The 21,850-nt window shown below is 69.6% G+C and carries 15 protein-coding genes; 7 read left to right on the forward strand and 8 right to left on the reverse strand.

The window, feature by feature from the left end; genetic code table 11:
* The first annotated feature begins 42 nt into the window (after positions 1 to 42).
* The gene (gene wecB / locus MKK50_RS08320; protein WP_499021685.1) at positions 43 to 1,179 is read left to right on the forward strand and encodes a non-hydrolyzing UDP-N-acetylglucosamine 2-epimerase; all 1,137 of its coding nucleotides are present in this window, start codon (positions 43 to 45) and stop codon (positions 1,177 to 1,179) included.
* 129 nt (positions 1,180 to 1,308) lie between these two features.
* On the opposite strand, the gene trmFO is transcribed toward wecB, so the two are convergent.
* Positions 1,309 to 2,733 carry a methylenetetrahydrofolate--tRNA-(uracil(54)-C(5))-methyltransferase (FADH(2)-oxidizing) TrmFO gene (gene trmFO / locus MKK50_RS08325; protein ID WP_499021728.1) on the reverse strand — a complete coding sequence of 475 codons (1,425 nt, stop codon included), beginning with the start codon at positions 2,731 to 2,733 and terminating at the stop codon, positions 1,309 to 1,311.
* A gap of 191 nt (positions 2,734 to 2,924) precedes the next feature.
* On the opposite strand from trmFO, the gene MKK50_RS08330 reads away from it, so the two are divergent.
* The gene (locus tag MKK50_RS08330; RefSeq protein WP_499021687.1) at positions 2,925 to 4,547 is read left to right on the forward strand and encodes a calcium-binding protein; all 1,623 of its coding nucleotides are present in this window, start codon (positions 2,925 to 2,927) and stop codon (positions 4,545 to 4,547) included.
* Positions 4,548 to 4,577: 30 nt separating this feature from the next.
* On the opposite strand, the gene MKK50_RS08335 is transcribed toward MKK50_RS08330, so the two are convergent.
* On the reverse strand, positions 4,578 to 5,552 hold the full coding sequence (locus MKK50_RS08335) for a S1C family serine protease (RefSeq protein ID WP_499021689.1): 975 nt from the start codon (positions 5,550 to 5,552) through the stop codon (positions 4,578 to 4,580).
* Between the two features lie 311 nt (positions 5,553 to 5,863).
* Here MKK50_RS08335 and MKK50_RS08340 point away from each other — a divergent pair, with 311 nt between their 5' ends.
* Positions 5,864 to 6,418 (forward strand): RNA polymerase sigma factor, encoded by a 555-nt coding sequence (locus tag MKK50_RS08340; RefSeq protein WP_499021690.1) that lies wholly within the window; start codon positions 5,864 to 5,866, stop codon positions 6,416 to 6,418.
* The gene (locus MKK50_RS08345; protein ID WP_499021691.1) at positions 6,415 to 7,179 is read left to right on the forward strand and encodes an anti-sigma factor; all 765 of its coding nucleotides are present in this window, start codon (positions 6,415 to 6,417) and stop codon (positions 7,177 to 7,179) included. Before MKK50_RS08340 ends, MKK50_RS08345 begins: the two co-directional genes overlap by 4 nt.
* A gap of 160 nt (positions 7,180 to 7,339) precedes the next feature.
* On the opposite strand, the gene MKK50_RS08350 is transcribed toward MKK50_RS08345, so the two are convergent.
* The 4 genes from MKK50_RS08350 to MKK50_RS08365 form a co-directional block, all read right to left on the reverse strand.
* Positions 7,340 to 8,278: a transporter family protein gene (locus tag MKK50_RS08350; protein WP_253370146.1), complete on the reverse strand. Its 939-nt coding sequence runs from the start codon at positions 8,276 to 8,278 to the stop codon at positions 7,340 to 7,342.
* A 553-nt stretch (positions 8,279 to 8,831) separates the two neighbouring features.
* Positions 8,832 to 11,945: an excinuclease ABC subunit UvrA gene (uvrA, locus tag MKK50_RS08355; RefSeq protein WP_499021694.1), complete on the reverse strand. Its 3,114-nt coding sequence runs from the start codon at positions 11,943 to 11,945 to the stop codon at positions 8,832 to 8,834.
* 256 nt (positions 11,946 to 12,201) lie between these two features.
* A complete protein-coding gene (locus tag MKK50_RS08360) occupies positions 12,202 to 12,645 on the reverse strand; it encodes an anthrone oxygenase family protein (RefSeq protein WP_499021696.1) in 444 nt (147 codons plus the stop codon).
* 29 nt (positions 12,646 to 12,674) lie between these two features.
* Entirely contained in the window at positions 12,675 to 13,133 is a 459-nt protein-coding gene (locus tag MKK50_RS08365; protein WP_499021698.1) for a cupin domain-containing protein, read from the reverse strand.
* A 182-nt stretch (positions 13,134 to 13,315) separates the two neighbouring features.
* Between MKK50_RS08365 and MKK50_RS08370 the strand changes: the two genes are divergently transcribed.
* Positions 13,316 to 14,014: a glutathione S-transferase family protein gene (locus MKK50_RS08370; RefSeq protein WP_499021700.1), complete on the forward strand. Its 699-nt coding sequence runs from the start codon at positions 13,316 to 13,318 to the stop codon at positions 14,012 to 14,014.
* Positions 14,015 to 14,150: 136 nt separating this feature from the next.
* Entirely contained in the window at positions 14,151 to 16,226 is a 2,076-nt protein-coding gene (locus MKK50_RS08375) for a methyl-accepting chemotaxis protein (protein ID WP_499021701.1), read from the forward strand.
* A 42-nt stretch (positions 16,227 to 16,268) separates the two neighbouring features.
* On the opposite strand, the gene MKK50_RS08380 is transcribed toward MKK50_RS08375, so the two are convergent.
* Together MKK50_RS08380 and MKK50_RS08385 are read right to left on the reverse strand one after the other, a co-directional pair.
* Complete coding sequence (locus MKK50_RS08380) at positions 16,269 to 17,087, reverse strand: class I SAM-dependent methyltransferase (RefSeq protein ID WP_499021703.1); 819 nt, start codon at positions 17,085 to 17,087, stop codon at positions 16,269 to 16,271.
* Between the two features lie 262 nt (positions 17,088 to 17,349).
* A complete protein-coding gene (locus MKK50_RS08385; RefSeq protein ID WP_499021705.1) occupies positions 17,350 to 18,555 on the reverse strand; it encodes an efflux RND transporter periplasmic adaptor subunit in 1,206 nt (401 codons plus the stop codon).
* A 154-nt stretch (positions 18,556 to 18,709) separates the two neighbouring features.
* Here MKK50_RS08385 and MKK50_RS08390 point away from each other — a divergent pair, with 154 nt between their 5' ends.
* Positions 18,710 to 21,844: an efflux RND transporter permease subunit gene (locus MKK50_RS08390; RefSeq protein ID WP_499021707.1), complete on the forward strand. Its 3,135-nt coding sequence runs from the start codon at positions 18,710 to 18,712 to the stop codon at positions 21,842 to 21,844.
* The last annotated feature ends 6 nt before the right edge of the window (positions 21,845 to 21,850 follow it).

A 21,850-nucleotide genomic window follows, 5' to 3' on the forward strand; every position in this document is an offset into this window, starting at 1 on the left:
TCGTCGGAATGCGCTCCAGCTTCCGATCCAGGACCGAGACCTTTGAAAAAAATCCTCACCCTGGTCGGAACGCGGCCCGAACTCGTCAAGATGTCGCTCGTGATCCGGGCGCTGGACCGGCTGACGAACCACGTCCTCGTCCATACCGGCCAGAACTACGATTACGAGCTGAACCAGGTTTTCTTCGACGACCTCGGCATCCGCAAGCCCGACCACTTCCTCGAAGCGGCCGGGCCGAACGCGGCGGCGACGATCGCCCGCGTCATCGAGCGCGCCGACGCCGTGCTCGAACAGGAACAGCCCGACGCGGTGCTGATCTACGGCGACACCAATTCGGGGCTCGCCGTGATCCCGGCCAAGCGGCGCAAGATCCCGATCTTCCATATGGAGGCGGGCAACCGCTGCTTCGACCCGCGGGTGCCGGAGGAGATCAACCGCAAGGTCATCGACCACCTCAGTGACGTCAACCTCGTGCTGACCGAGCACGCCCGCCGCTACCTCCTGGCCGAGGGGCTGCCGGCGCAGCGCATCTTCAAGGTCGGCTCGCACATGGAAGAGGTGCTGGCCGAGTTCCGCCCGAAGATCGAGGCCTCCGACGTGCTGGCCCGGCTCGGGCTCGAACCGGACCGGTTCTTCATCGTCTCGGCCCACCGCGAGGAGAACGTCGATTCGCCGGCACGCCTCCGGGTCTTCCTGGAGGAGCTCGGTCGCCTGCACGCGGCCTTCGGCCTGCCCATCGTCGTCTCGACCCATCCGCGCACCCGCGCCCGGTTGGAGGCCGTGGGCGACCTCTCGCTGCCCGACAGCGTACGCTTCCTGCCGCCCTTCGGCTTCATCGACTACGTGAAGCTGCAGACGAGCGCCCATTGCGTCCTGTCCGACAGCGGCACCATCGCCGAGGAAGCGGCCCTGCTCGACCTGCCGGCGGTGACCTTCCGCGATGCGCACGAGCGGCCCGAGGGCATGGATGCCGGCACGCTGATCGTGGCGCCACTCGGCAAGGTCGATCTGGTCGAGGCGGTGCGGGCCGTGCGCGACGGCTACGGTGAGGGCCGCCGCTTCGCCGGCGCCGTGCCGGATTACCAGGGCGGCGCGGTCTCGACCAAGGTCGTGCGGATCGTCCTGTCCTACATCGATCAGGTCAACCACACGGTGTGGTCGAAGCCCGGCCCATTCTAGCGCATCGTCTTTTTCCGAAAGCCGGCGGCCACCTTTCGGGACGATGCTCTCGATCCCGGGTTTCCAAAGGGCCTCGAGGCCCTTTGGCGGGTGTTCAGGGCAGCGCCCTGAGGCCGGCGAAGCCGCTCTCTACTCCGCCGCCTGCGAAAATCCCTCGCCCGTGATCCAGGCGGCGAGGTCCGCCCGCGCCCGGTCGGTGAGCGCACGCTTCTTGAGCGCCGCCTTCTCGGGCCCGCGCAGGCGCTTGCCGGTCTCGTTGCGCGGCATCTGCGCCAGCGGCGGAAACAGCCCGAAATTCACATTCATCGGCTGGAACGAGCGCGGCGCGTTCGCCAGCGCATCCTCGGTCGCCTCGACATGGCCGCCGGTGATGTGGCCGATGAGGGCTCCCAGCGCGGTCGTCGGGGGCAGGGGGGCGAGCGTCTGCCCGTCCCCTTCGGCCAACGCGTAGCGGCCGGCCATCAGCCCGACCGCGGCGCTCTCGACATAGCCCTCGCAACCGGTGATCTGGCCGGCGAAGCGAAGCTGGGGCCGTGCCTTCAGCCGCAGGGTCGCGTCGAGCAGGCGCGGGCTGTCGAGATAGGTGTTGCGGTGCAGGCCGCCGAGCCGGGCGAACTCGGCATTCTCCAGCCCCGGAATCGTGCGGAAGACGCGGACCTGCTCGGCGTGGCGCAGCTTGGTCTGGAAGCCGACCATGTTGAACAGGGTGCCGAGCGCGTTGTCCTGGCGCAGCTGGACGATGGCGTAGGCCTTGACCGTCGGGTTGTGCGGGTTGGTGAGGCCGACCGGCTTCATCGGGCCGTGGCGCAGGGTCTCGGGCCCGCGCTCGGCCATCACCTCGATCGGCAGGCAGCCGTCGAAATAGGGGGTCGAGGCCTCCCATTCCTTGAACGCCGTCTTCTCACCCGCGATCAGCGCGGCAACGAAGGCCTCGTACTGCTCCCGGTCCATCGGGCAGTTGAGGTAATCCGCCCCGGTGCCGCCGGGACCGGCCTTGTCGTAGCGGGACTGGAACCACGCCTTGCCCATGTCGATCGAGTCGCGGTGGACGATCGGGGCGATGGCGTCGAAGAAGGCCAGCGATTCCCGGCCCGTCAGCGCGCCGACGGCCTCGGCGAGCGCTGGGGAGGTGAGGGGGCCGGTGGCGAGGATGGTCGAGCCCCAATCCTCGGGGGGAAGGCCGGCGACCTCCTCGCGGATGATCGTGATGTTGGGGTGCCCTTCCAGCGCCGCGGTGACGGCCTGCGAAAACCCGTCGCGATCGACGGCGAGCGCCCCGCCCGCGGGCACTTGGTGGGCGTCGGCGGTGCGCATGATCAGCGAGTCGAGGCTGCGCATCTCCTGATGCAGCAGGCCGACGGCGTTGCCGTTGGCGTCGTCCGAGCGGAAGGAGTTGGAGCAGACCAGTTCGGCCAGCCCGTCGGACTGGTGGGCATCGGTGCCGCGAACGGGCCGCATCTCGTGCAGCACGACCGGGCGGCCGCCCTGCGCGACCTGCCAGGCCGCTTCGGAACCGGCGAGGCCACCGCCGACGATATGGATCGGGTTCGTCATCGCGACGGAATAGAACCACGGGGCCGCGCGATCAATGCGGGCGGGCACGCGAACCGGCGCAACCGCTCCGGAAGACTTACGCCGCAATCGCTCGCGGGTGCCACATCGCGGCCGAGACAGCGCGACCGCGCCGACGTTACCGTGGCCCCCTCGTCCCCGATATCCGGGCCGGTCAAGCGGAGCGGACGGCCATGGCGATCTCTCCCGACGGGGCGCTGCCCTACTTCGTGTACGACGGCTATCTCGTCTCGCTCTACCCATGGCAGGGCCAGCGCGTCGCGCTCCTGACATCGGCCAACGATCTCGACGGCGATGTCATGCAGGACATCCTGAACAGGATCGACGCCGCCTACGACGTCTATCTCGCCATCACCGGGCAAACTCCGGCTCCGTACAAGCTCTACAACGGCCTGCTCACGATCGCCGAGGTGCCCACGGCGCTTCAAGGCGCGGCGAACGCGATCGGCTTTCTCGGAGCCACCGGCATCGAGCTCACGACCGGCGCGTTCGATCAGCTCTATGCCGGCGCGGCCGAAGCTGGCACCTTCGATCAGACGGTCTTCTACGAACTCGGGCGGAACTTCTGGTTCTACGGTTCGCAGCTCGGGACCGTGGATAGCTTCGTCACGGGGTTCGCGATCGCCAACCGGTTCGTGTCGATGCAGGAGGCCGGCATTCCCGGCAGCGCGTTCGGTGCACTGCCCTTCGACGAATTCAGGCCGTCCATCCTCGAAGACCTGGCGCAGACCTTCTTCCAGGGGGCGGCCTTCACGCTCGCCAACACCCTCGGCGCGGCGACCGGTGTTCCGAACGCCAACAACTGGGGCCCTGCGGATCTCGCCGCCTCCCTGCTCACCCAAGTCTACGAGGATCTCGGCCTTGATGCCTACGCGCGCTTCCATCAGGAACTCGCCGGCCGTCCCGCCGCGGGCACGCCGGAAGAGGCCTTCGGCAATCTCGTCGCCGCCGCGAGTCAGGCCACGGGGATCGATTACGGCTTCCTGAACAAGACCGAGGGCGTCGCCTACGTCGTCGGCGGCCGGGGCGACGATCGGCTCGAGGCCGACGGGAGCGGCAATCCGGTCCTGGGCTTTGCCGGCGACGACACGCTCATCGGCACGGCCGGCGCCGACCGGCTGTTCGGCGATGCGGGCGACGACGTCCTGCGCGGCGGAGGCGGCCGCGATCAGCTCGTGGGCGGGGCCGGTGACGACACCTACTTCGTCGACACGCCCGGCGACCAAGTGTTCGAGGGCAGGGGGCAAGGCACCGACCGGCTCGTGGCGACGAGCGCCTACACGCTGGCCGCCGGCCAGGAGATCGAGATCCTGCAACTCGCCAAGAGTACCGGATGCGCGCCGCTGTCCCTCACCGGAAACGCCTTCGGCCAGCGGCTGATCGGCAATGCCGGCGACAACAGGCTCGACGGCGGCGGCGGTGACGACAGCCTCGCGGGCGGCCTCGGCGCCGACCGGCTCACGGGCGGCGCGGGCGCCGACACCTTCGTGTTCGACACCCGGCCCGGCCGCGGCAACGTCGATCACGTCCGGGACTTCGCGTCACCGGACGACGTGTTCCACCTCGACCACGCGGTCTTCTCGGGCCTCGAAACCGGAGCACTGGCGCCTGGACAGTTCAAGAACCTCGGTCCGGCCAAGGTGATCAAGGCGGATGCCGACGACCGCATCCTCTACAAGCAGAAGACGGGCGAGCTGTTCTACGATGCCGACGGCAGCGGCCGGAAAGAGGCCGTCCTGGTCGCGGTGCTGGATAACCACGCCGCCCTCGACCACACGGATTTCCTCATCGTGTGATCCCGCTTCCGTGGGGAGTGATGCCGGCGGTCAGTGCAGCTTCGGTCCGATCAGGAACCGGTCGCGATCGACCGAGGTCAGCGCGAGCCGGGTCAGGCGCCCGTCCCGGTTGATCGTGAGGGGGACGCGCACCCCCGCCTCGCCGAGTGCCCAAACCTGCCGGAAGAAACCGGCGAGGTCGGCGACCGGCTCGCCCGCCACCTCGGTCAGCACGTCGCCCGCGCGCAGGTCGGCAGCCTCCGCCGGGCCCTTGTCGGCGGTTCCCATCACCACGACGCCGTCCTCGGTCTCGGTGGCGTAGAGGCCGAGCCAGGGGCGGGGCGGGCGGTCGGCCCGGCCGCGGGTCTCGAGATCGGCCAGGATCGGCGGCAGGAGTTCGATCGGAACGACCATGTTGATCGCCCGCCCCGCTCCCGTGCCGCCCTGCTGGAGCTGAAGCGAGCCGATGCCGACCAGCGCCCCGTCGGACCCGATCAGGGCGGTGCCGCCCCAATGCGGGTGGGCGGGGGTGGTGAACAGGGCCTCTTCGAGGACGTACTCCCAGTAGCCAGCGAATTCCTGCCGGGCGACGAGTTCGACCGCGAGGCTGTGCGAGCGCCCGCCCGCCCCCGCGACCACCGCCCTCTCGCCGACCTTCATCGTGTCCGAGCGCCCGAGCCTCAGGGCGGGCAGGGCGAGGCGGCCGAGCGCCTGGACGAGGCCGAAGCCGGTCTCCCCGTCGTAGCCGACGACGTAGGCCGGCACCGAGCGCCCGTCATGCGTGGTGAGCCAGACGCTCTCGGCCTCCAGCACGAGGTAGCCGATGGTGAGCACCAGCCCGTCCTCGCGGATCACCACGCCGTTGCCCGCCCGCTCGGTGCCGAGCGTCTCGGCCGTGAAGGCCTCCGCCGGCACACGGGAGGAGAGGGAGACGACCGAGGTCAGCGCCCGCTCCAGATCGTAGGCGTAGTCGCCGGCCTTCGGCTGCAGGGCGGCCGGAATCCTGAATTCGCCGTGCGCGGACATGTTCTGCAATTTCCCTGCGCCCCGCTCCGCTGCCGCCCGTGGACCGACGTCCGTTCGCAAGGTTCGCCGGGCGCTGCTTCCGACACAGATAGGCGGCGCATCTCGCCCCGACACCCGCCCGTCGCCGCGTCGAAAGGCGCCCGCGCCACGACCCGAGACGGCCTGTGGCGCGCCGGCATCACCTCCGATAGGGTGCCGCTCCCTGTCCCGCCGCGCTGAGCGTCCGGCGGACGCCTCCCATCCAGACGCACAGGAACCATGCCGCGTCCTCCGACGACCTCCCTCCGCGCCGCGTCCGCCGGGAGCGGGCCGTGACGCCGCACGACGGAGAACTGGCCGGGCTGCTGGACCGCGTCGCCCGACGGGACGTGGCGGCCCTGCGGGCGCTCTACGACCGGACCGCGCCGAAACTTTTCGGGATCATCCTGCGTATCCAGCGAGACCGGAGCCTCGCCGAGGACGTGCTTCAGGATGTCTACCTGAAGGTCTGGCAGTCGGCAGGCTCCTACGCGCCCTCGGCCGGGGCCCCGCTTCCGTGGCTGTATACGATCGCGCGCAACCGGGCCATCGACGGGCTGCGCCGCCGGAGCGAGGTTCCGATGCCGTCTGGTGAAAGCGGGGAGGCCTGGATGGAGCGCCTCGTCGCCCCGACCGACGAGGAAGGCGCCTTCCTCGACCGCGACGCGCTCGCCGCCTGCCTGTCGCGGCTCGATCCGACGCAGCGCGACTGTGTCGTGCTGGCCTATTGCGAGGGCTGGTCCCGCGAGGAACTCGCCGAACGCTTCGAGCGGCCCGTCAACACCGTGAAGACCTGGCTGCACCGGACGCTGGCTGCCCTGAAATCCTGCTTGGAGAGCATCGCGTGAGCGGCGGGAGCGGCAGACCGGAACCGGCGGAACGCGACCTGCGGGCGGCCGAGTACGTGCTCGGCACCCTCAATGCGGGTGAGCGCGCCGCGTTCGAACTGGAGCGGGCGGTCGATCCGGCCACCGAGGCGGCCGTCCGCGCCTGGGAGCGGCGTCTCGCCCCGCTCGCCCGCGCCGTGCCTGCGGTCGAGCCGCCGGCTCACCTCTGGCCGGAAATCGCCCGAGAGATCGTGCGCGGCACCGCCGCGGACGATCCCGCTCCCCGGCCGGACCAAGCGAGCGCCGCCAACGACAACCGTCTGCGCGACCTGCGCCGGCAACTCCGGCTCTGGCGCTTCACCGCGGCGGGGGCGGGGCTCGCCGCCGCCGGCCTCGCGCTGGTCGTGCTGACCGGTTCGCCGCGGCCCGGCGGGGAGCGGGCGGGCGGCGCGGAAGGCCGCTACGTCGCCGTGGTCACGAGCGCGGGCGACCTGCCGGCCCTGATCGTCAGTGTCGACACCGGAGCGGGCACCGCTCGGGTGCGGCCGGTGGCGGCGCAGGCTCCGGCCGGCCACAGTCTGGAACTCTGGTATGTCGGGCAGGGCGCCGCCCCGAAGCCGATCGGCCTCGTCGAAGGCGAGGCCACCCGCATCCGCCTGCCGCCGGAGGCCGGTCGCGGCGGGGACGGGGTCATCGCCGTGTCGGTGGAGCCGCCGGGCGGCTCACCCACCGGCAAGCCCACCGGGCAGGTGATCTACACCGGCAAGCTGATCCGGGAATAGGACGCGCGGCCCCCCAATCGAGGCCGCCCCTTCCAGAACCCGGACGACCCTTGCACAGCCGACCCGAAACGGACGAAGCCGCCCGGCCTTGCGGCGGGGCGGCTTCGCGACCTTGAACAGATCGGGGACGCGGTGAGCGCCCCCGACCGGATCGGCCTGATCAGTACTTGCGAACCAGCGGAGCCGGGGCCGGAGCCGCAGCAACCGGGGTGTAGAGCGGGGCGATGATGCGGAACCAACCATCGGTGCTCTCGCGCAGGCCGGCCGTGGTCACGACGTCGCGGGCGACGTAGGCCTGAACCGAGAACGGTCCGAAGTCGTAGCCGATGAGGCCGCCGAGGGCGAACCGGCCACCGCGACCGATGCGGCTGGTCGGGTCGTTCACGAAGGCGAGCAGGTTCGGGTCGAGGTTGACCGTGCCGTAGCCGATGGCGCCGATTTCGAACTTGCCGAACTTCTTGGTCGCGGTCAGGTCGAGGTTGAACGCGTCCGAGATCTGCACCGGGCCGAAGAAGCCGGGGATGCCGTTGCGGCCGTCGAAGCGGCTGGGCGAGTCGTAGAAGTTGTAGGTCAGGTTGGCGGTCAGGTTGTAACCGTCGCCGGTGTAGCTGACGGCGCCGCCGACACGGTAGGTGTTGGAGGCCAGGATGTTCAGGCCACCGCCACGACCGGCGTTGAGCTCGTTGAGGTACGAACCGCCGAGCAAGCTGACGCCGATGTTGCCGCCGAGGTCGAACGCCCAGATCGCGCCGACGAAGGTACCGACGTTGATCGAGGTGTCACGGCCACCGGCAGCGCGGCTGAAGGTGAACACCGTCGGGGGGGCCACGACGAACTCGAGGCGGCCGCCGAACGGCACGTAGGGGGTCGCCCACACCAGGATCGGGACGTTGACGGCGGTGTCGACCGAAGTCGCGTTCGGGCCATCCGGGCTGCGGTAGGTGAAGGTGTTGATGGCGTAGATGCCCTCGGGGAGCGGCGCGCCGACGGCCAGACCGACCTGCTCACCGGGAACCGTGGTCGTCTGCGCCTGGGCGACGGTCGTCGTCATTCCGGCCGTGAGTGCAATGGCGCCCGCAGCGAGCCAGTTCTTCATCATTTTTCTCGTTCCTTCCCAAGGATTCAGGCGTCCGCCCCGTAGCCCCCGCATCGCCTCTCGCCTCCCTCTCTCCCCGGAGTGGGATGGCTGGTGTGATGCCGGTGCCCCCTACGGCCGCACCTCAAGTCTCGACGTCGGGAACTATTCTACAGACCGACCGCGAAAGACAGGGGATTGCCTCCAATCTCGGCAGTTCGGACCCTACCGTTGCGCAAAAGCCGCATTTTTGCTGCGGAGCAACCAAAGGCTTAACGACCTCTTAACGCAATCCATCTTGGACGGATGCCATCCCGCGAACGGGATTCAGGCGAAATAGTACATTGTCCTCAAGTCATTGACCGCCGCATCCGGCCGGGATCCTTCGGCAGGAAGGGCCGGGCAGTTGCGCAAGTGCGAATGCGGGTTTGGGGCTCGGCCGCACCGACCGCGCCGTCACCAGGGGCCGGACCGGCCGGCTCAGCCGACCGAATCGCTCCCTCGGCCCGGCTCTCCGGCAGCGCGGGAACCCATCGCCATCAGGTTGCGCCGGCCCGCCCGCATCGGCCGGTGCGCCCTATTCGGCGGCCTGACGGCCCGTAGCGTTGGTGCGGCGGCGCGATGCGGGGCCTGCCTTCGCCTTGCCGGTGTCCTTGCCGGTGTCCTTGGCTGCGTCCTTCGCTGCCGTCCCGGCCGGGCGGCGTGCCAGCACCTCACGCAGGAAGCGCCCGGTATGGCTCGCCGTGCTCGCGGCGATCTCCTCGGGTGTGCCCTGCGCCACGACCCGGCCGCCACCGTCGCCGCCCTCGGGGCCCATGTCGATCACCCAATCGGCGGTCTTGATGACTTCGAGGTTGTGCTCGATCACCACCACGGTGTTGCCCTGATCGACCAGCTCGTGGAGCACCTCCATGAGCTTGGCGACGTCGTGGAAGTGCAGGCCGGTGGTCGGCTCGTCGAGGATGTAGAGGGTGCGGCCCGTGGCCCGCTTCGACAGCTCCTTGGACAGCTTCACCCGCTGCGCCTCGCCGCCCGAGAGCGTGGTCGCCTGCTGGCCGACGCGGACGTAGTGCAGCCCGACGCGCGCCAGCGTTTCCATCTTTTCACGAATGGACGGCACGGCCTTGAACAGGTCGGCAGCCTCCTCCACCGTCATGTCGAGCACGTCGGCAATGGACTTGTTGCGGTAGCGCACCTCCAGCGTCTCGCGGTCGTAGCGCTTGCCCTTGCACACGTCGCAGGTGACGTAGACGTCGGGCAGGAAGTGCATCTCGATCTTGATGACGCCGTCGCCCGAGCACGCCTCGCAGCGCCCGCCCTTCACGTTGAAGGAGAAGCGTCCCGCTTGGTAGCCGCGGGCCTTGGCCTCGGGCAGGCCGGCGAACCAGTCGCGGATCGGGGTGAAGGCGCCGGTATAGGTCGCCGGGTTCGAGCGCGGGGTGCGGCCGATCGGCGACTGGTCGATGTCGATGACCTTGTCGAGATGCTCCAATCCGTCGATCCGCTCGAACGGGGCCGGGTGCTCCAGGGCGCCGTTGAGGCGCTTGGCCGCCGCCTTGTAGAGCGTATCGATGATCAGCGTGGACTTGCCGCCGCCGGAAACGCCGCTGATGCAGGTGAAGGTGCCGAGCGGGATTTCCGCCGTCACGTTCTTCAGGTTGTGGCCGCGCGCGCCCACCAGCCGCAGCATCCCGCGTCCGGGCTTGCGCCGGGCTTTGGGCGTGCGCACCGAGAGTTCGCCGGTGAGGTACTTCGCGGTGAGCGAAGCCGGATCCTTCAGGAGCTCTTCGGGCGTGCCCTGCGCGACGATCTCGCCGCCATGGATGCCCGCCCCCGGACCCACATCGACCACGTAGTCGGCCTGGAGGATCGCGTCCTCGTCGTGCTCGACCACGATGACCGAGTTGCCGAGATCCCGCAGGCGCTTGAGCGTACCGAGCAGGCGCTCGTTGTCCCGCTGGTGCAGGCCGATCGAGGGCTCGTCGAGCACGTAGAGCACGCCGGTCAGCCCCGAGCCGATCTGCGAGGCGAGCCGGATGCGCTGGCTCTCGCCGCCCGAGAGCGAGCCCGAGCCGCGGGCGAGCGTCAGGTATTCGAGGCCGACATCGACGAGAAAGGTCAGCCGGTCGCGGATCTCCTTGAGGATGCGGACCGCGATCTCGTTCTGCTTGTCCGTCAGCTTGCCCGAGATCTCCGAGAACCAGCGATGCGCCTCGCGGACGGAGAGGGCGGTGACCTGGCCGATATCCTGCCGGTCAATCTTGACCGCGAGCGCCTCGGGCTTGAGCCTCTTGCCCTCGCAGGCGGCGCAAGGGGTGGCGCTCATGAAGCGGCCGATCTCCTCGCGGGAGGCATCGCTCTCGGTCTCCTTGTAGCGCCGCTCCAGATTCGGGATCACGCCCTCGAACGGCTTGTTGACCGAGTAGGAGCGCAGGCCGTCGTTGTAGTCGAAGCGCACCGACTCCTTGCCCGTGCCGAACAGGATCACCGCGCGGGCCTGCTCGGGCAGCGCCGACCACGCGACCGTCGTCTTGAAGCCGAAATGCTTGGCCAGCGCGTCGAGCGTCTGGTCGTAATAGGGTGAGGTCGATTTCGCCCAGGGACCCACCGCGCCGCGCTTCAGCGTGAGCGCGGAATCGGAGATCACCAATTCGGGGTCGATCCGCATCTCGTGGCCGATGCCGCCGCAGGTCGGGCAGGCGCCGAACGGGTTGTTGAACGAGAACAGCCGCGGCTCGATCTCGGGGATGGTGAAGCCGGAGACCGGGCAGGCGAAGCGCGACGAGAACGTGATCTTTTTGGGGGTTTCGCCCTCCGGCGCGTCGGCGAACTCGATGTCGGCGATGCCGTCGGCGAGTTCCAGCGCGGTCTCGAAGGAATCGGCCAGCCGCGCGGCGATGTCGTCGCGCACGACGATGCGGTCCACGACCACGTCGATGTCGTGCTTGAGCTTCTTGTCGAGCTTCGGCACGTCGTCGATCGCGTAATACTCGCCGTCGATGCGCAGGCGCTGGAAACCCTTCTTCTGGAACTCGGCGATCTCCTTGCGGTACTCGCCCTTCCGCCCCCGGACCACGGGCGCGAGGAGATACAGCCGGGTCTTCTCCGGCAGCTCCAGCACCCGGTCGACCATCTGACTGACGGTCTGGCTCTCGATCGGCTCGCCGGTGGCGGGCGAGTAGGGGATGCCGACCCGCGCCCAGAGCAAGCGCATGTAGTCGTAGATCTCGGTCACCGTGCCGACGGTGGAGCGCGGGTTCTTCGAGGTCGTCTTCTGCTCGATGGAGATGGCCGGCGAGAGCCCGTCGATCTGATCGACGTCGGGCTTGCTCATCATCTCCAGGAACTGGCGGGCATAGGCCGAGAGCGATTCGACGTAGCGGCGCTGCCCTTCCGCGTAGATCGTATCGAAGGCGAGCGACGATTTGCCCGAGCCCGACAGGCCGGTGAACACCACGAACCGGTCGCGGGGGATCGTCAGATCGACGTTCTTGAGATTGTGCTCGCGGGCGCCGCGCACCGAGATGACGCGGGTGTCGCGCGCATTCGGGCCCGCCGCATCGAACAGGGCGGAGAGGCGCGCGTCGGCCTGCTCCTCGGACTTGGCCTTCGTGTTGGCCGTATTCCTCGCCGCCGTTTTGGCCGTCGTTTTGGCCGCGGTCTCGGCTTTGCGGGCTTTGGCTGTGGCCATGGACGACAAAATCTCTGCGACGATCCGAGCGACCCGATGCACGGCCGCCGACCTGTTCGGGCGGGCAGCGGGCGCGCCGCGCGAAGAACAGGTTCCGGGGACGGAAGATGGGTTCCGGGCGGCGTGAAACCACTAGAACGGAACGAGTACGACGGCAATGCCGGCCTAACGATCTCTCACGAGAGGCCCGTTGCACTGTCGCGTCTCGAGGGAAAACGGCCGGTGACCGGGCGTTTTGTGAGGTACTCCGCATCGCTCAAGCAACCGCCAAGGTCGCGAGTGTTCCGAACAGGATCAGCACGGCTGAGCTCCCGAGCGCGATGCGCCCCGCATGCAGGCGGCCCCAGCGTTCGACCAGGGTGCGGACCTCCGGCCCCGCCTCCGTCGGCACGATGGCGTCGAGACGCCGGTTGACCGGCATGATCACGATGAGGGTGTAGGGCCAGTTCGCCACGAGCACGAGCCCGCCCGCGAGGAAGCCGAGCCGCCCGGTGAGCCACCACGCCAGCGCGGCGCAGAGGAAGCCGATGACGGCGAGACTTCCCTGCATGGCGGTGCCGCCCCGATAGGCCCGGCGCCACTGCACCAGAAGGGCGGGCTCCGGGATCAGCAGGCGGGCCGGCTGCTCGGCGACCAGGATGTAGAGGGCCGCGCCCGTGAACAGGGCAGCAAGGATGAGAGCGAGGAGGCCGGGGAGCATCGGTGAACCTTCGGGGGGGCGGCGGAGCGCTATGCGCTCCCGTCTCCGGCATTGCGCGCCATGAAGCTCGCCGCCGTCCCGTCCTCCGGGTTGACGAAGACGATGTCGGTGGGTTCGCGCCGCGGCGTGTCGACCGAGAGGAAGACCAGCGGCTCCTCCAGGATCTGCGGCAGGGCGTGGACGGTGCCCCGGTCGAACAGCAGGAGCTGGCCGGGGCCGAACGCCGCCTCGTTCCCCGCATCGCCGATCCAGAAGGTGCCGCGGCCCGACAGGCAGACGAGCACCTCGTCGCAGGTCGCGTGATAGTGCGGCGGAGTCGGGCGGTAGACCCGGAACACCCGCACGCTCGCCGTCTCCCGGTCGGACAGATAGGTGTCGACCAGGAGCGTCGATGCGGAGGCGGGCAGTTCCCGCGCGATGGCGTGGAGGTCGAAGCGTCCCCCCTCGGACAGGATGGGGGAGGGCGCGGGAGTGTCGGGCTTCGCCATGCGCGTCTCCGGACGGGCTTCCTTGCAGGATTTCCGACGGGTCTTTTGCAGGCCCCGTGCGACTCAACGGCTCAAGACGGCGAACCCGGACCGGTTCCGCCCCCGTTCCGACTCGACGCGGCGCGTCGTCCGCCTACCTGCGGGGGCCGGCTTGTCCCGAGCATTCGTCAGGAGCCCGACCCGTGGCCGAATTCCGCGTCTACACCTCGCCGTCCGCCTTCCCGAATCCGCAGCGGCTCCGGCTGTTCTGCCATGAGAAAGGTATCGCCGACCGGTTCGAGGAGGTGATCTACGACATGACGCCGGGCGGCGAGCAGCGCGGCTGGCGCCATCTCAAGCGGAACCCCTGGGGCGAGACCCCGACCTTGGAACTGCCCGACGGGACCTATCTCGCCGAGACTGCCGGCATCGTCCGCTTCCTCGACGGACACTTACCCGGCCGCCGGATCATGGGCGAGAGCGCCTTGGAGCAGGGCCAGGACCAGATGTGGGACGACCGGATCTGGGTGCAGATCCTCTACCGGCTCACCACCGCCTTCCACGTGCTGCACGAAGGGTTGGGGCACAAGCTCGAACTGACCCGCAACCCGCAATGGGGCGAGCATTGCCGCAAGGAGGCGATCGCCCATGCCGGACTCGTCGATCGCCACCTAGCCGACGGGCGCGACTGGCTGCTCGGTGGGCCGGAGCCGACCTTCGCCGACATCACGCTGTGCACGGCCATCGCCTTCTCGAAGTTCGGCCCCGTGGCCACACCGCTGGACGAGCGCTTCGAGGGGCTCGACCGCTTCTGGCAGCGTTGGAAGCAGCGCCCGGCCTTCCGCGCGGCCTACCGGGACGGCGGGGGGATCGAAGAACTCGCTGGTCTCAAAGCCGGCTGACGGCGCCTCCAACATCGTCTTGGGCGGTGAAATGGTCACCGGTCTGCGCAAACTTTAAGCAACCATGCCCCGGCGAAATCTTTACTTCACGTAGCGTGAGCACGGTCCGGGGACCTTCTCTCCGGATCGTGCTGCCATGCGTTCGCGTGTTTCTTCGCTTTCTTCCCTCTCTGCCGTTCTGCCTTCGTCCCTGCGGGCCCGTATCGTCGCGGTGGCCCTGATCCCGTGCCTCGCCTTCGGTACCGTGGCGGGGGTGGCGGTCGCGGAGCGGGCGGGGCAGGGGCGGGCGATGGCGCGGATGGAGGAACTGGTCGGCCTCTCGGTGCGGATCGGCGCCTTCGTCCACGAGGCGCAGAAGGAGCGCGGCGCCTCCAGCCTCTATCTCGGCTCGAAGGGCAGCCAGTTCGCCCCGGAACTCGCGGCCCAGCGCACGCTCACGGATACCGCGCGCGCGGCCCTGATCGCAGATCTGGAGGCCGGTGGTACGGATGCGGCGTTCGCACGCAAGGCGGCGGCCCTGCGTGAGGGGCTCGGCGGGATCGAGCGCCACCGCAGCGCGGTGGACCGGCTGCAAACCAGCGTGCCGGCCAACCTCGCCGTCTATACCGGCATCATCGCGGAGGCCCTCGGGGCCGTGCGCGGGGTGGCACAGATCGCCGCGGACCCGGCTATCGGCGCCCGCGTGTCCGCCTTGTCCGCCTTTCTCTCGCTCAAGGAGTTCGCCGGCCAGGAGCGGGCGGCGGCCTCCGCCGTGTTCGCCGCGGGCGCGATCGACCTCCCGGGCCTGCGCCGGCTCGCCGGGCTGGCCTCGGATCAGGCGACCTTCGAGGCGCTGTTCCGTGCCGCGGGCCCTGCGGAGGAGATCGCCGCGCTCGATGCCGCGAACAGCTCGGAGACCGCCCGCGAGGTCGCCCGGCTCCGCGGCATCGCCCTCGGCACGGCCCCCGGCCAGACGCTCGCCTTCACCGACGCCAAGGGTTGGTTCGGGCTCGCGACGCAGCGCATCGACGGGCTGAAGGGGATCGAGGACCGGCTGACGGCCGGCCTGGCGCGGGCAGCCGGCGCGGCCCGGTCGCAGGCCGAGCACACGGTGCTGCTCTGGGCCGGGGCGGCGCTGGCGACCCTGCTGCTCTCGGTGGCGCTCGCCTTCGGCCTCGGCTCGGCAATCGCACGGCCCTTGAGCCGGATGGCACGGGCGCTGACCGCGATCGGGCGCGGGGAGACCGAGGTCGAGATTCCGGTGAAGGGTCCGGGCGAGCTGCGCGACATCGCGGCCGCGGCCCTCACCTTCCGCGACAGCGTGGCCGAGCGCGCCCGCATCCGCGCGGCGCAGGAGCGCGGCGCCGAGGAGGAGGCGGCCCGGCGCCACGGGGCGATGATGGCGGTGGCCGACGGTTTCGAGGCGCGGGTCGGCGGCATCGTCGAGGCGGTCTCGGCGGCGGCCCATCAACTGGAGGGCGCCGCCCGGGCGATGAGCACGGCGGCGGGCCAGACCTCCGCCCTCAGCGCCTCGGCCGCGCAGGCCTCGGCGCAGGCGGCGCGCTCCTCCGACGGCATCGCCGCGGCGACGGAAGAACTCTCGGCCTCGATCCGCGAAATCTCCGCCCAGGTCGGCTCGTCGGCGTTGGCGGCGAACGCGGCCGAGGAGGAGGCGGCCCGCACCGCCGGGGAGGTCGAGCGCCTCGCCTCGGCCGCGAGCAGCATCGGCCAGATCGTCGGGCTGATCTCGCAGATCGCCGGCCAGACCAACCTGCTGGCGCTGAACGCCACCATCGAGGCCGCGCGCGCCGGGGAGGCGGGCCGGGGCTTTGCCGTGGTCGCGGCAGAGGTGAAGGGACTCGCTGCCCAGACGGCGCGGGCCACCGACGAGATCGCCGGGCGGATGGCGGAGATCGAGGCCGCGACCGGCGCCTCGGTCTTAGGCATCACCGGCATCGCCCGCACCATCCGCGACCTGTCGCGGATCTCCAACGACATCGCCGCCGCGGTCGAGGAGCAGGGCGCGGCCACCGCCGAGATCGCCCGCACCACGGTCGAGACGTCGCACGGTGCGCGCCGCGCTTCGGAGGACGTGTCGGGGGTGGCCCGCACCGCCGACGACGCCAGCACCGGCTCGGGCCAAGTGCTCGATGCGGCCAGCGACCTCGCCCGTCAGGCGGCCGCCCTGCGCACGGAGGTCGGCGGCTTCCTGGCGCAGGTGCGGGCGGCGTAACGGGAAGGGGAGGGCGGGGCGCCCGCCCCGCCCGCGCGGCCTTCAGCGCTTCGCGGCGATCATGAAGACGTTCGAGGGGGCGATCCGCTTCAGGAACGCCGTGCGGTGATAGCTGATGTTGAAGGCGAGCAGCCGGCTCACCACCGCGTCGAGCGCCACGTAACCCCGGCGGGCATAGAGATGACCCGGGAGGATCTTTCCCGCGATCTTGGCCAGGGCATTGGTCATGCAGGGCGCCGCGCGCACGATGTCGAAGCCGATGCCGTCGAGCCGGTCGTGCAGCCACGGCAGCGGCAGGCCGCGCTCGTTCTGCGTCAGGCCGTAGCGCTCTTTCGTCCAGTCGCCCATCGAGGTGATGGGCTCGCGAAAGATCAGGAGCCCGCCGGGCCTGAGGATGCGGTGCGCCTCGGCCAGCACGTGCGAAACGTTGGGGATGTGGTGGAGCACGCCCAGGCTCACGAACAGGTCGGCGCCATCATCGGGCAGCGGGATGTCGCCGGCGGGAAGCGGCTTGATGAATCGGGCCGGGCGTCCACCGATCCGGTCGGTCCACCACTCCTCGGCGGGCTCGATCCCGATGAACTGGTCCACCCGGTCGGCCAGCGGCGCGACGTCGTCGCCCGCCGCGCAACCGAGCGCGACGCAGGTCTCGAAGCGGCGGTCGCGCAGCCGGTCGAAGCCGTGGACGGCGTTCAGCGCGTCGTACTCGTAGCTGTAGGAGCCGGACGCTTCGAGTTTGTAGACCTCGGTCGCGAGCCGGTAGAAGCCCTGCTCCTCCTGCGCGTACCAGCGTGCGATCTCCCCCGGCGCGAGATCGTCGCCGTAGAGAGCCGATCCGTCGAGATACTTGGTATCGACCATCATCATTCGAACGGCTTTCGGGGGAGATCCGTCGTTCGAAGCGCCGGACTTGCGACCGACGGCACTCGGACCTGAATCTCATGGGCTCGCGATACCCTTTATAGGGCGTCGCCCGAACCCGTGCGGGGATTTTGCCGCGTTATGGTTGCCGCCGCCATCCGGGCAGAATACGGGCCGCCCTCGAGCGCGGCGGCCACCGTTCGCCCGCAGGACGTTCCGGGATCCGGCGATCACCGGGCGTTGGCAATAGCCCCGGCCCCGGTCAGTGCCGCGCCTCGCCCTGGGCGGGGGTATTGCCCACGGCGCTGACCGCGTCGCCGACCCGCGGCTCGACCTTGAGGTTCTGGCGCAGGCTCTGGAGGTGGTCGGTCACCACCAGCGTGTCGGGCTTGAGACCTTTGAGAACGGCGGTGTTGTCGCCGTAGACGTCGCCGACCTCGATCGCGGTCATGTGGACCGTGCCCGTGTCGTCCACCGTCCAGACCACCTGCTGGTCGAGCTGGGCCGAGAGGGCGATCGTCGGCACGAGAAGACGATCCTGCCGGCCGACCTCGATGCGCGAGCGGACGAAGCGGCCGGGCAGGTAGCGCTCGTCCGCGTTGTCGAGCCAGGCCTGGATCAGGCGGCGGCCGGTGCGGGGATCGAAGCGGTTGTCGAGCCGGTAGATCGTGGCCTCGCGCACGGGCTCGCGTCCCACGTCGAGGAGCTGGACCTTCACCCGCCCCTCTCCTTGAGCGACCCGCACGGCCTCCGCATCCTCGGAGGAGAGCGCCATCTGCACGTCGATCGGGTTCACCTGCACCACGGAGACGAGGTGGGTCTGATTCTCGATCACCATGTCGCCGATATTGGCCAAGGACAGGCTGGAGCGCCCGTCGAAGGGCGCGCGGATCACCGCGTATTCGAGGTTCAGGCGCTGACGGGCGATGGCGGCCTCCGCCTCGTCGAGCCGGGCGGCGGCGGTGGCGAGGTTCGACTGGTTCTGCTGGGCGCGCTGCTCGGTGGCGAAGCCCTTGTCGGCGAGCTGCTCGGTGCGGTTCACCTCGGACTGGGCGAAGGAGACGGTGGCCTTGGCTTGGTCGCGCAGCGCTTCGGCCGATTTGAGGGCGACTTCGAACGGGCGCGGGTCGATGCGGAACAGCACCTGCCCCTTCTTGACGTGGCCGCCGGGCTCGAACGGACGCTCCACCACGATGCCGGTCACGCGGGCCTGCAGCGCGGCGTCACGGGGCGAGACGATCGTGCCGGTATACTCGAAGGCGACCGGTACGTCCTGGCGGCTGGCGCGCACCGCCTTCACCGCCAGCCGCGGCTCCTCCTTCTTCTTGGGTCCGGCCCGGCCCGACACCTTCAGGTGATGGGCGAGAAAGTCGGGGATCGGGTGCCCGGCTCCCCACCATGCCCCTGCGCCGATCCCGAGCGCGCCGACGACGAGGCCGGTGATGACGAAACCGACGCCTGACCGCACGAAATCCATTCTCCATCCGCAGGACCGGAGCGCCCGCCGGGTTTGTTCCGGGCGCGGCACGGGAGGGAACACGCGGAGTCCCAACACGTTGCACGCGGGTCCTTCACGGCGACGTTGAATTTCGCACGTTGAATTCCGGGAGCCGGCCCACCGAATGTTCGCCACGTTCGTCGACCGGCCGATCCTCGCGGGCGTGATCTCCGTCATCATCACGGTCATCGGCATCGTCGCCGGGCTGACGCTGCCGGTGGCGCAGTATCCCGAGATCGCCCCGCCGATCATCAACGTCCAGGCGACCTATCCCGGCGCCTCGGCCCAGCAGGCCTACGAGTCGATCGCGATCCCGCTGGAGCAGGAGATCAACGGCGCGCCGAACCTGATCTACATCCAATCGACGTCCTCGACCGACGGCAGCGTCTCGATCGACGCGACCTTCGCCGTCGGCTCGAACCTCGATGCGGCCGCGGCCGAAGTGCTGACGCGTTCGAGCCGCGCCGAGGCGAAGCTGCCGGAGGCGGTGCGCGCGCAAGGGTTGGAGATCCAGAAATCGTCGCGCCAGCGGCTCGGCAACGTCGTGCTCTACGCCGACCCGAGCACCGGCTTCGACGAGCTGTTCCTGGCCAACTACGCCGAGACCCAGGTCATCAAGCCCCTGCGCCGGGTCACCGGCATGGGCCGGATCGTGAACTTCTCCAACATGCGCTACGCCATGCGCGTCTGGCTCGACCCGGCCAAGATGGAGGCGCTGGCGCTCTCGACCGAGACCGTGCTCCAGTCGATCCAGGCGCAGAACGCGCAAGTGACGACCGGCTCGCTCGGCAAGCTGCCGATGGACCGGGCGACCCCGTTCGAGCTGCAACTCGTCACCAAGGGCCGGCTGACGCGGCCGGAGGAATTCGGCAACATCGTCCTGCGGGCCAATCCCGACGGCTCGGTGGTGCGGGTCTCGGATGTGGGCCGGGTGGAACTCGGCTCCGAGCAGTACGGCGTCACCTCGAACTTCGACGGCAAGCCCTCGGCGACGCTCGGCATCTTCCAGAACCCGGACGCCAACGCGGTCGAGGTGATGAACGGGACGCGCGCCACCATGGCGGATCTCGCCGAGCGCTTTCCCCCCGGCCTGCACTACTCCATCGCCCTCGATTCCACCGAGTTCGTGAAGGAAGCGATCTACGAGGTGGTGCGGACCCTGTTCGAGGCGATCCTGATCGTCACGGTCGTCACCTACCTCTTCCTCCAGAACTGGCGCGCCACGCTGATCCCGACCATCGCCGTGCCGATCGCGCTGATCGGCACCTTCGGGCCGATGGCGCTGCTCGGCTTCTCCTTCAACACGCTCAGCCTGCTCGGCCTCGTGCTCGCCGTCGGCCTCGTGGTGGACGACGCGATCATCGTCGTGGAGAACACCGAGCGCCTGATGGCCGAGGGCATGGAGCCCAAGCCCGCCTCCCGCGAGGCGGTCAACGAGATCGGCGGCCCCGTCATCGCCACGACGCTGGTGCTCGCCGCCCTGTTCGTACCGGTGGCCTTCATCCCCGGACTGACGGGCCAGCTCTACAACCAGTTCGCACTCACCATCGCCATCTCGGTGCTGATCTCGGCGGTCGTCTCACTGACCCTGACGCCGGCCCTGTGCGGCCTGTTGCTGAAGCCCCACGCCAAGGATGGACCACGGAAGACGCGCTGGTGGCGCAAGCCGCTCGACTGGTTCAACGTCGCCCTGGAACGCTCGGCGGACTTCGTCGCCCGCACGATCGGATGGCTCGCCCGCCACATCGCCCTGACGCTGGCCGTGTTCGCGCTGTTTGCCGGCGCCACCGTGCTGCTGGTGATGCAGCGTCCCACCGGCTTCGTGCCGGACGAGGACCAGGGCTATCTCTACGCCGAGGTGGCGATGCCGCTCGGTGCCTCGGTGCAGCGCACGGAGGCGATGAACGCCCGCTTCGGCGAAGTCTTGCGCGCCCGCGCCGACGTCGATCACACCATCGGCGTCAGCGGGCGCAGCTTCCTCGCCGACACCGTGGCCCCGTTCTACGGCTTCAACATCCCCGTGATGAAGCCCTGGGACGAGCGCACGACCACGGTTGACGACCTGATCCGTGACATGGAGGAGCGCTTCAAGAACGATCCCGACGGGCAGGTGCGCATCGCCGCCCCGTCGCCGCTGCCGGGACTGGGCTCGCGCGGCGGCCTGACGCTGGAGATCCAGGACCGCTCGGGCAATGGCGGCCTCGGCCTGGCGCAGACGGCCACCGCGTTCATCGAGAAGATCCGCGCCTTGCCGGGGGTGGCGAACGCGACGCCGACCACCGATTGGGGCGTGCCGCAGATCCGCCTCGACATCGACCGGGCCAAGGCCGAGCAGCTCGGCGTGCCGCTGGCGCGGCTGTTCGAGGCGCTCGGCACCTATGTCGGGTCGAGCTTCGTCAACCTCTTCAACCGCTTCGGCTTCGTCTACCAGGTCTATGTCCAGAGCGACGCGTCCGGGCGGCGCCTGTTCCAGGATATCGAGGCGCTCACCGTCCTCAACGCGCAAGGGCAGCCGGTGCGTCTCGGCTCTCTCGTCCAGGCAAAGTTCAGCACCGGGCCGACGGCGGTCCTGTCTTACAACACCTATCCGGCGATCGAGGTAGCGGTGACGGTCGCCCCCGGCTCCAGCTCCGGCACGGTGATCGAGGCGATCGAGAGGCTGGCCGAGGATCTGCCGCGCAACGCCTCCATCGAGTGGTCCGAGATCGCCTACCAGGAGAAGATCGCCGGCAACGTCGCGCCGCTGATCTTCGGGCTCGGCGTGTTCATGATCTTCTGCTTCCTGGCCGGGCAGTACGAGTCGTTGCGCATGCCGCTGGTGATCCTGCTCGCGACGCCGCTCGCCATTTTCGGGGCGGTCGGGTTCCTGGCGCTGCGCGGCATGCCGCTCGACGTGTTCGGGCAGATCGGCCTGCTGCTCCTCGTCGGCCTGGCGGCCAAGAACGCGATCCTGCTGGTCTCCTTCGCCGAGGATCTGCGCCGGCAGGGCGAGGACGCACTGGCGGCGGCCCAGCACGCCACGCGGATGCGCATGCGCCCGATCCTGATGACCTCGTTCGCCTTCATCCTGGGCTCGGTGCCGCTCGCCATCGCCAGCGGGGCAGGGGCGAACGCCCGGCTCTCCATGGGCACGGTGGTGATCGGCGGCCTGCTGGTGGCCACGATCCTGACCCTGTTCGTCACCCCGGTCTTCTACGTCGCCGCCGAGCGGCTGCGGGGAGAGGGGCCGACGGAGCGCGGGGAGGGCGCGACGGCGTAGGCGCCG

The organism is Methylobacterium sp. J-043 (assembly GCF_022829505.1).
In the GTDB taxonomy this organism is placed as follows: Bacteria; Pseudomonadota; Alphaproteobacteria; order Rhizobiales; family Beijerinckiaceae; genus Methylobacterium; species Methylobacterium extorquens_A.

Excerpts from the sequence above, each read along its gene's own strand:
- MKK50_RS08375 (WP_499021701.1), top strand. The coding sequence starts at position 14,151 with ATGCGTTCGCGTGTTTCTTCGCTTTCTTCCCTCTCTGCCGTTCTGCCT.
- MKK50_RS08350 (WP_253370146.1), bottom strand. The coding sequence starts at position 8,278 with ATGATGAAGAACTGGCTCGCTGCGGGCGCCATTGCACTCACGGCCGGA.
- uvrA (WP_499021694.1), bottom strand. The coding sequence starts at position 11,945 with ATGGCCACAGCCAAAGCCCGCAAAGCCGAGACCGCGGCCAAAACGACG.
- MKK50_RS08335 (WP_499021689.1), bottom strand. The coding sequence starts at position 5,552 with ATGTCCGCGCACGGCGAATTCAGGATTCCGGCCGCCCTGCAGCCGAAG.
- MKK50_RS08330 (WP_499021687.1), top strand. The coding sequence starts at position 2,925 with ATGGCGATCTCTCCCGACGGGGCGCTGCCCTACTTCGTGTACGACGGC.
- MKK50_RS08380 (WP_499021703.1), bottom strand. The coding sequence starts at position 17,087 with ATGGTCGATACCAAGTATCTCGACGGATCGGCTCTCTACGGCGACGAT.
- MKK50_RS08390 (WP_499021707.1), top strand. The coding sequence starts at position 18,710 with ATGTTCGCCACGTTCGTCGACCGGCCGATCCTCGCGGGCGTGATCTCC.
- MKK50_RS08360 (WP_499021696.1), bottom strand. The coding sequence starts at position 12,645 with ATGCTCCCCGGCCTCCTCGCTCTCATCCTTGCTGCCCTGTTCACGGGC.
- MKK50_RS08365 (WP_499021698.1), bottom strand. The coding sequence starts at position 13,133 with ATGGCGAAGCCCGACACTCCCGCGCCCTCCCCCATCCTGTCCGAGGGG.
- trmFO (WP_499021728.1), bottom strand. The coding sequence starts at position 2,733 with ATGACGAACCCGATCCATATCGTCGGCGGTGGCCTCGCCGGTTCCGAA.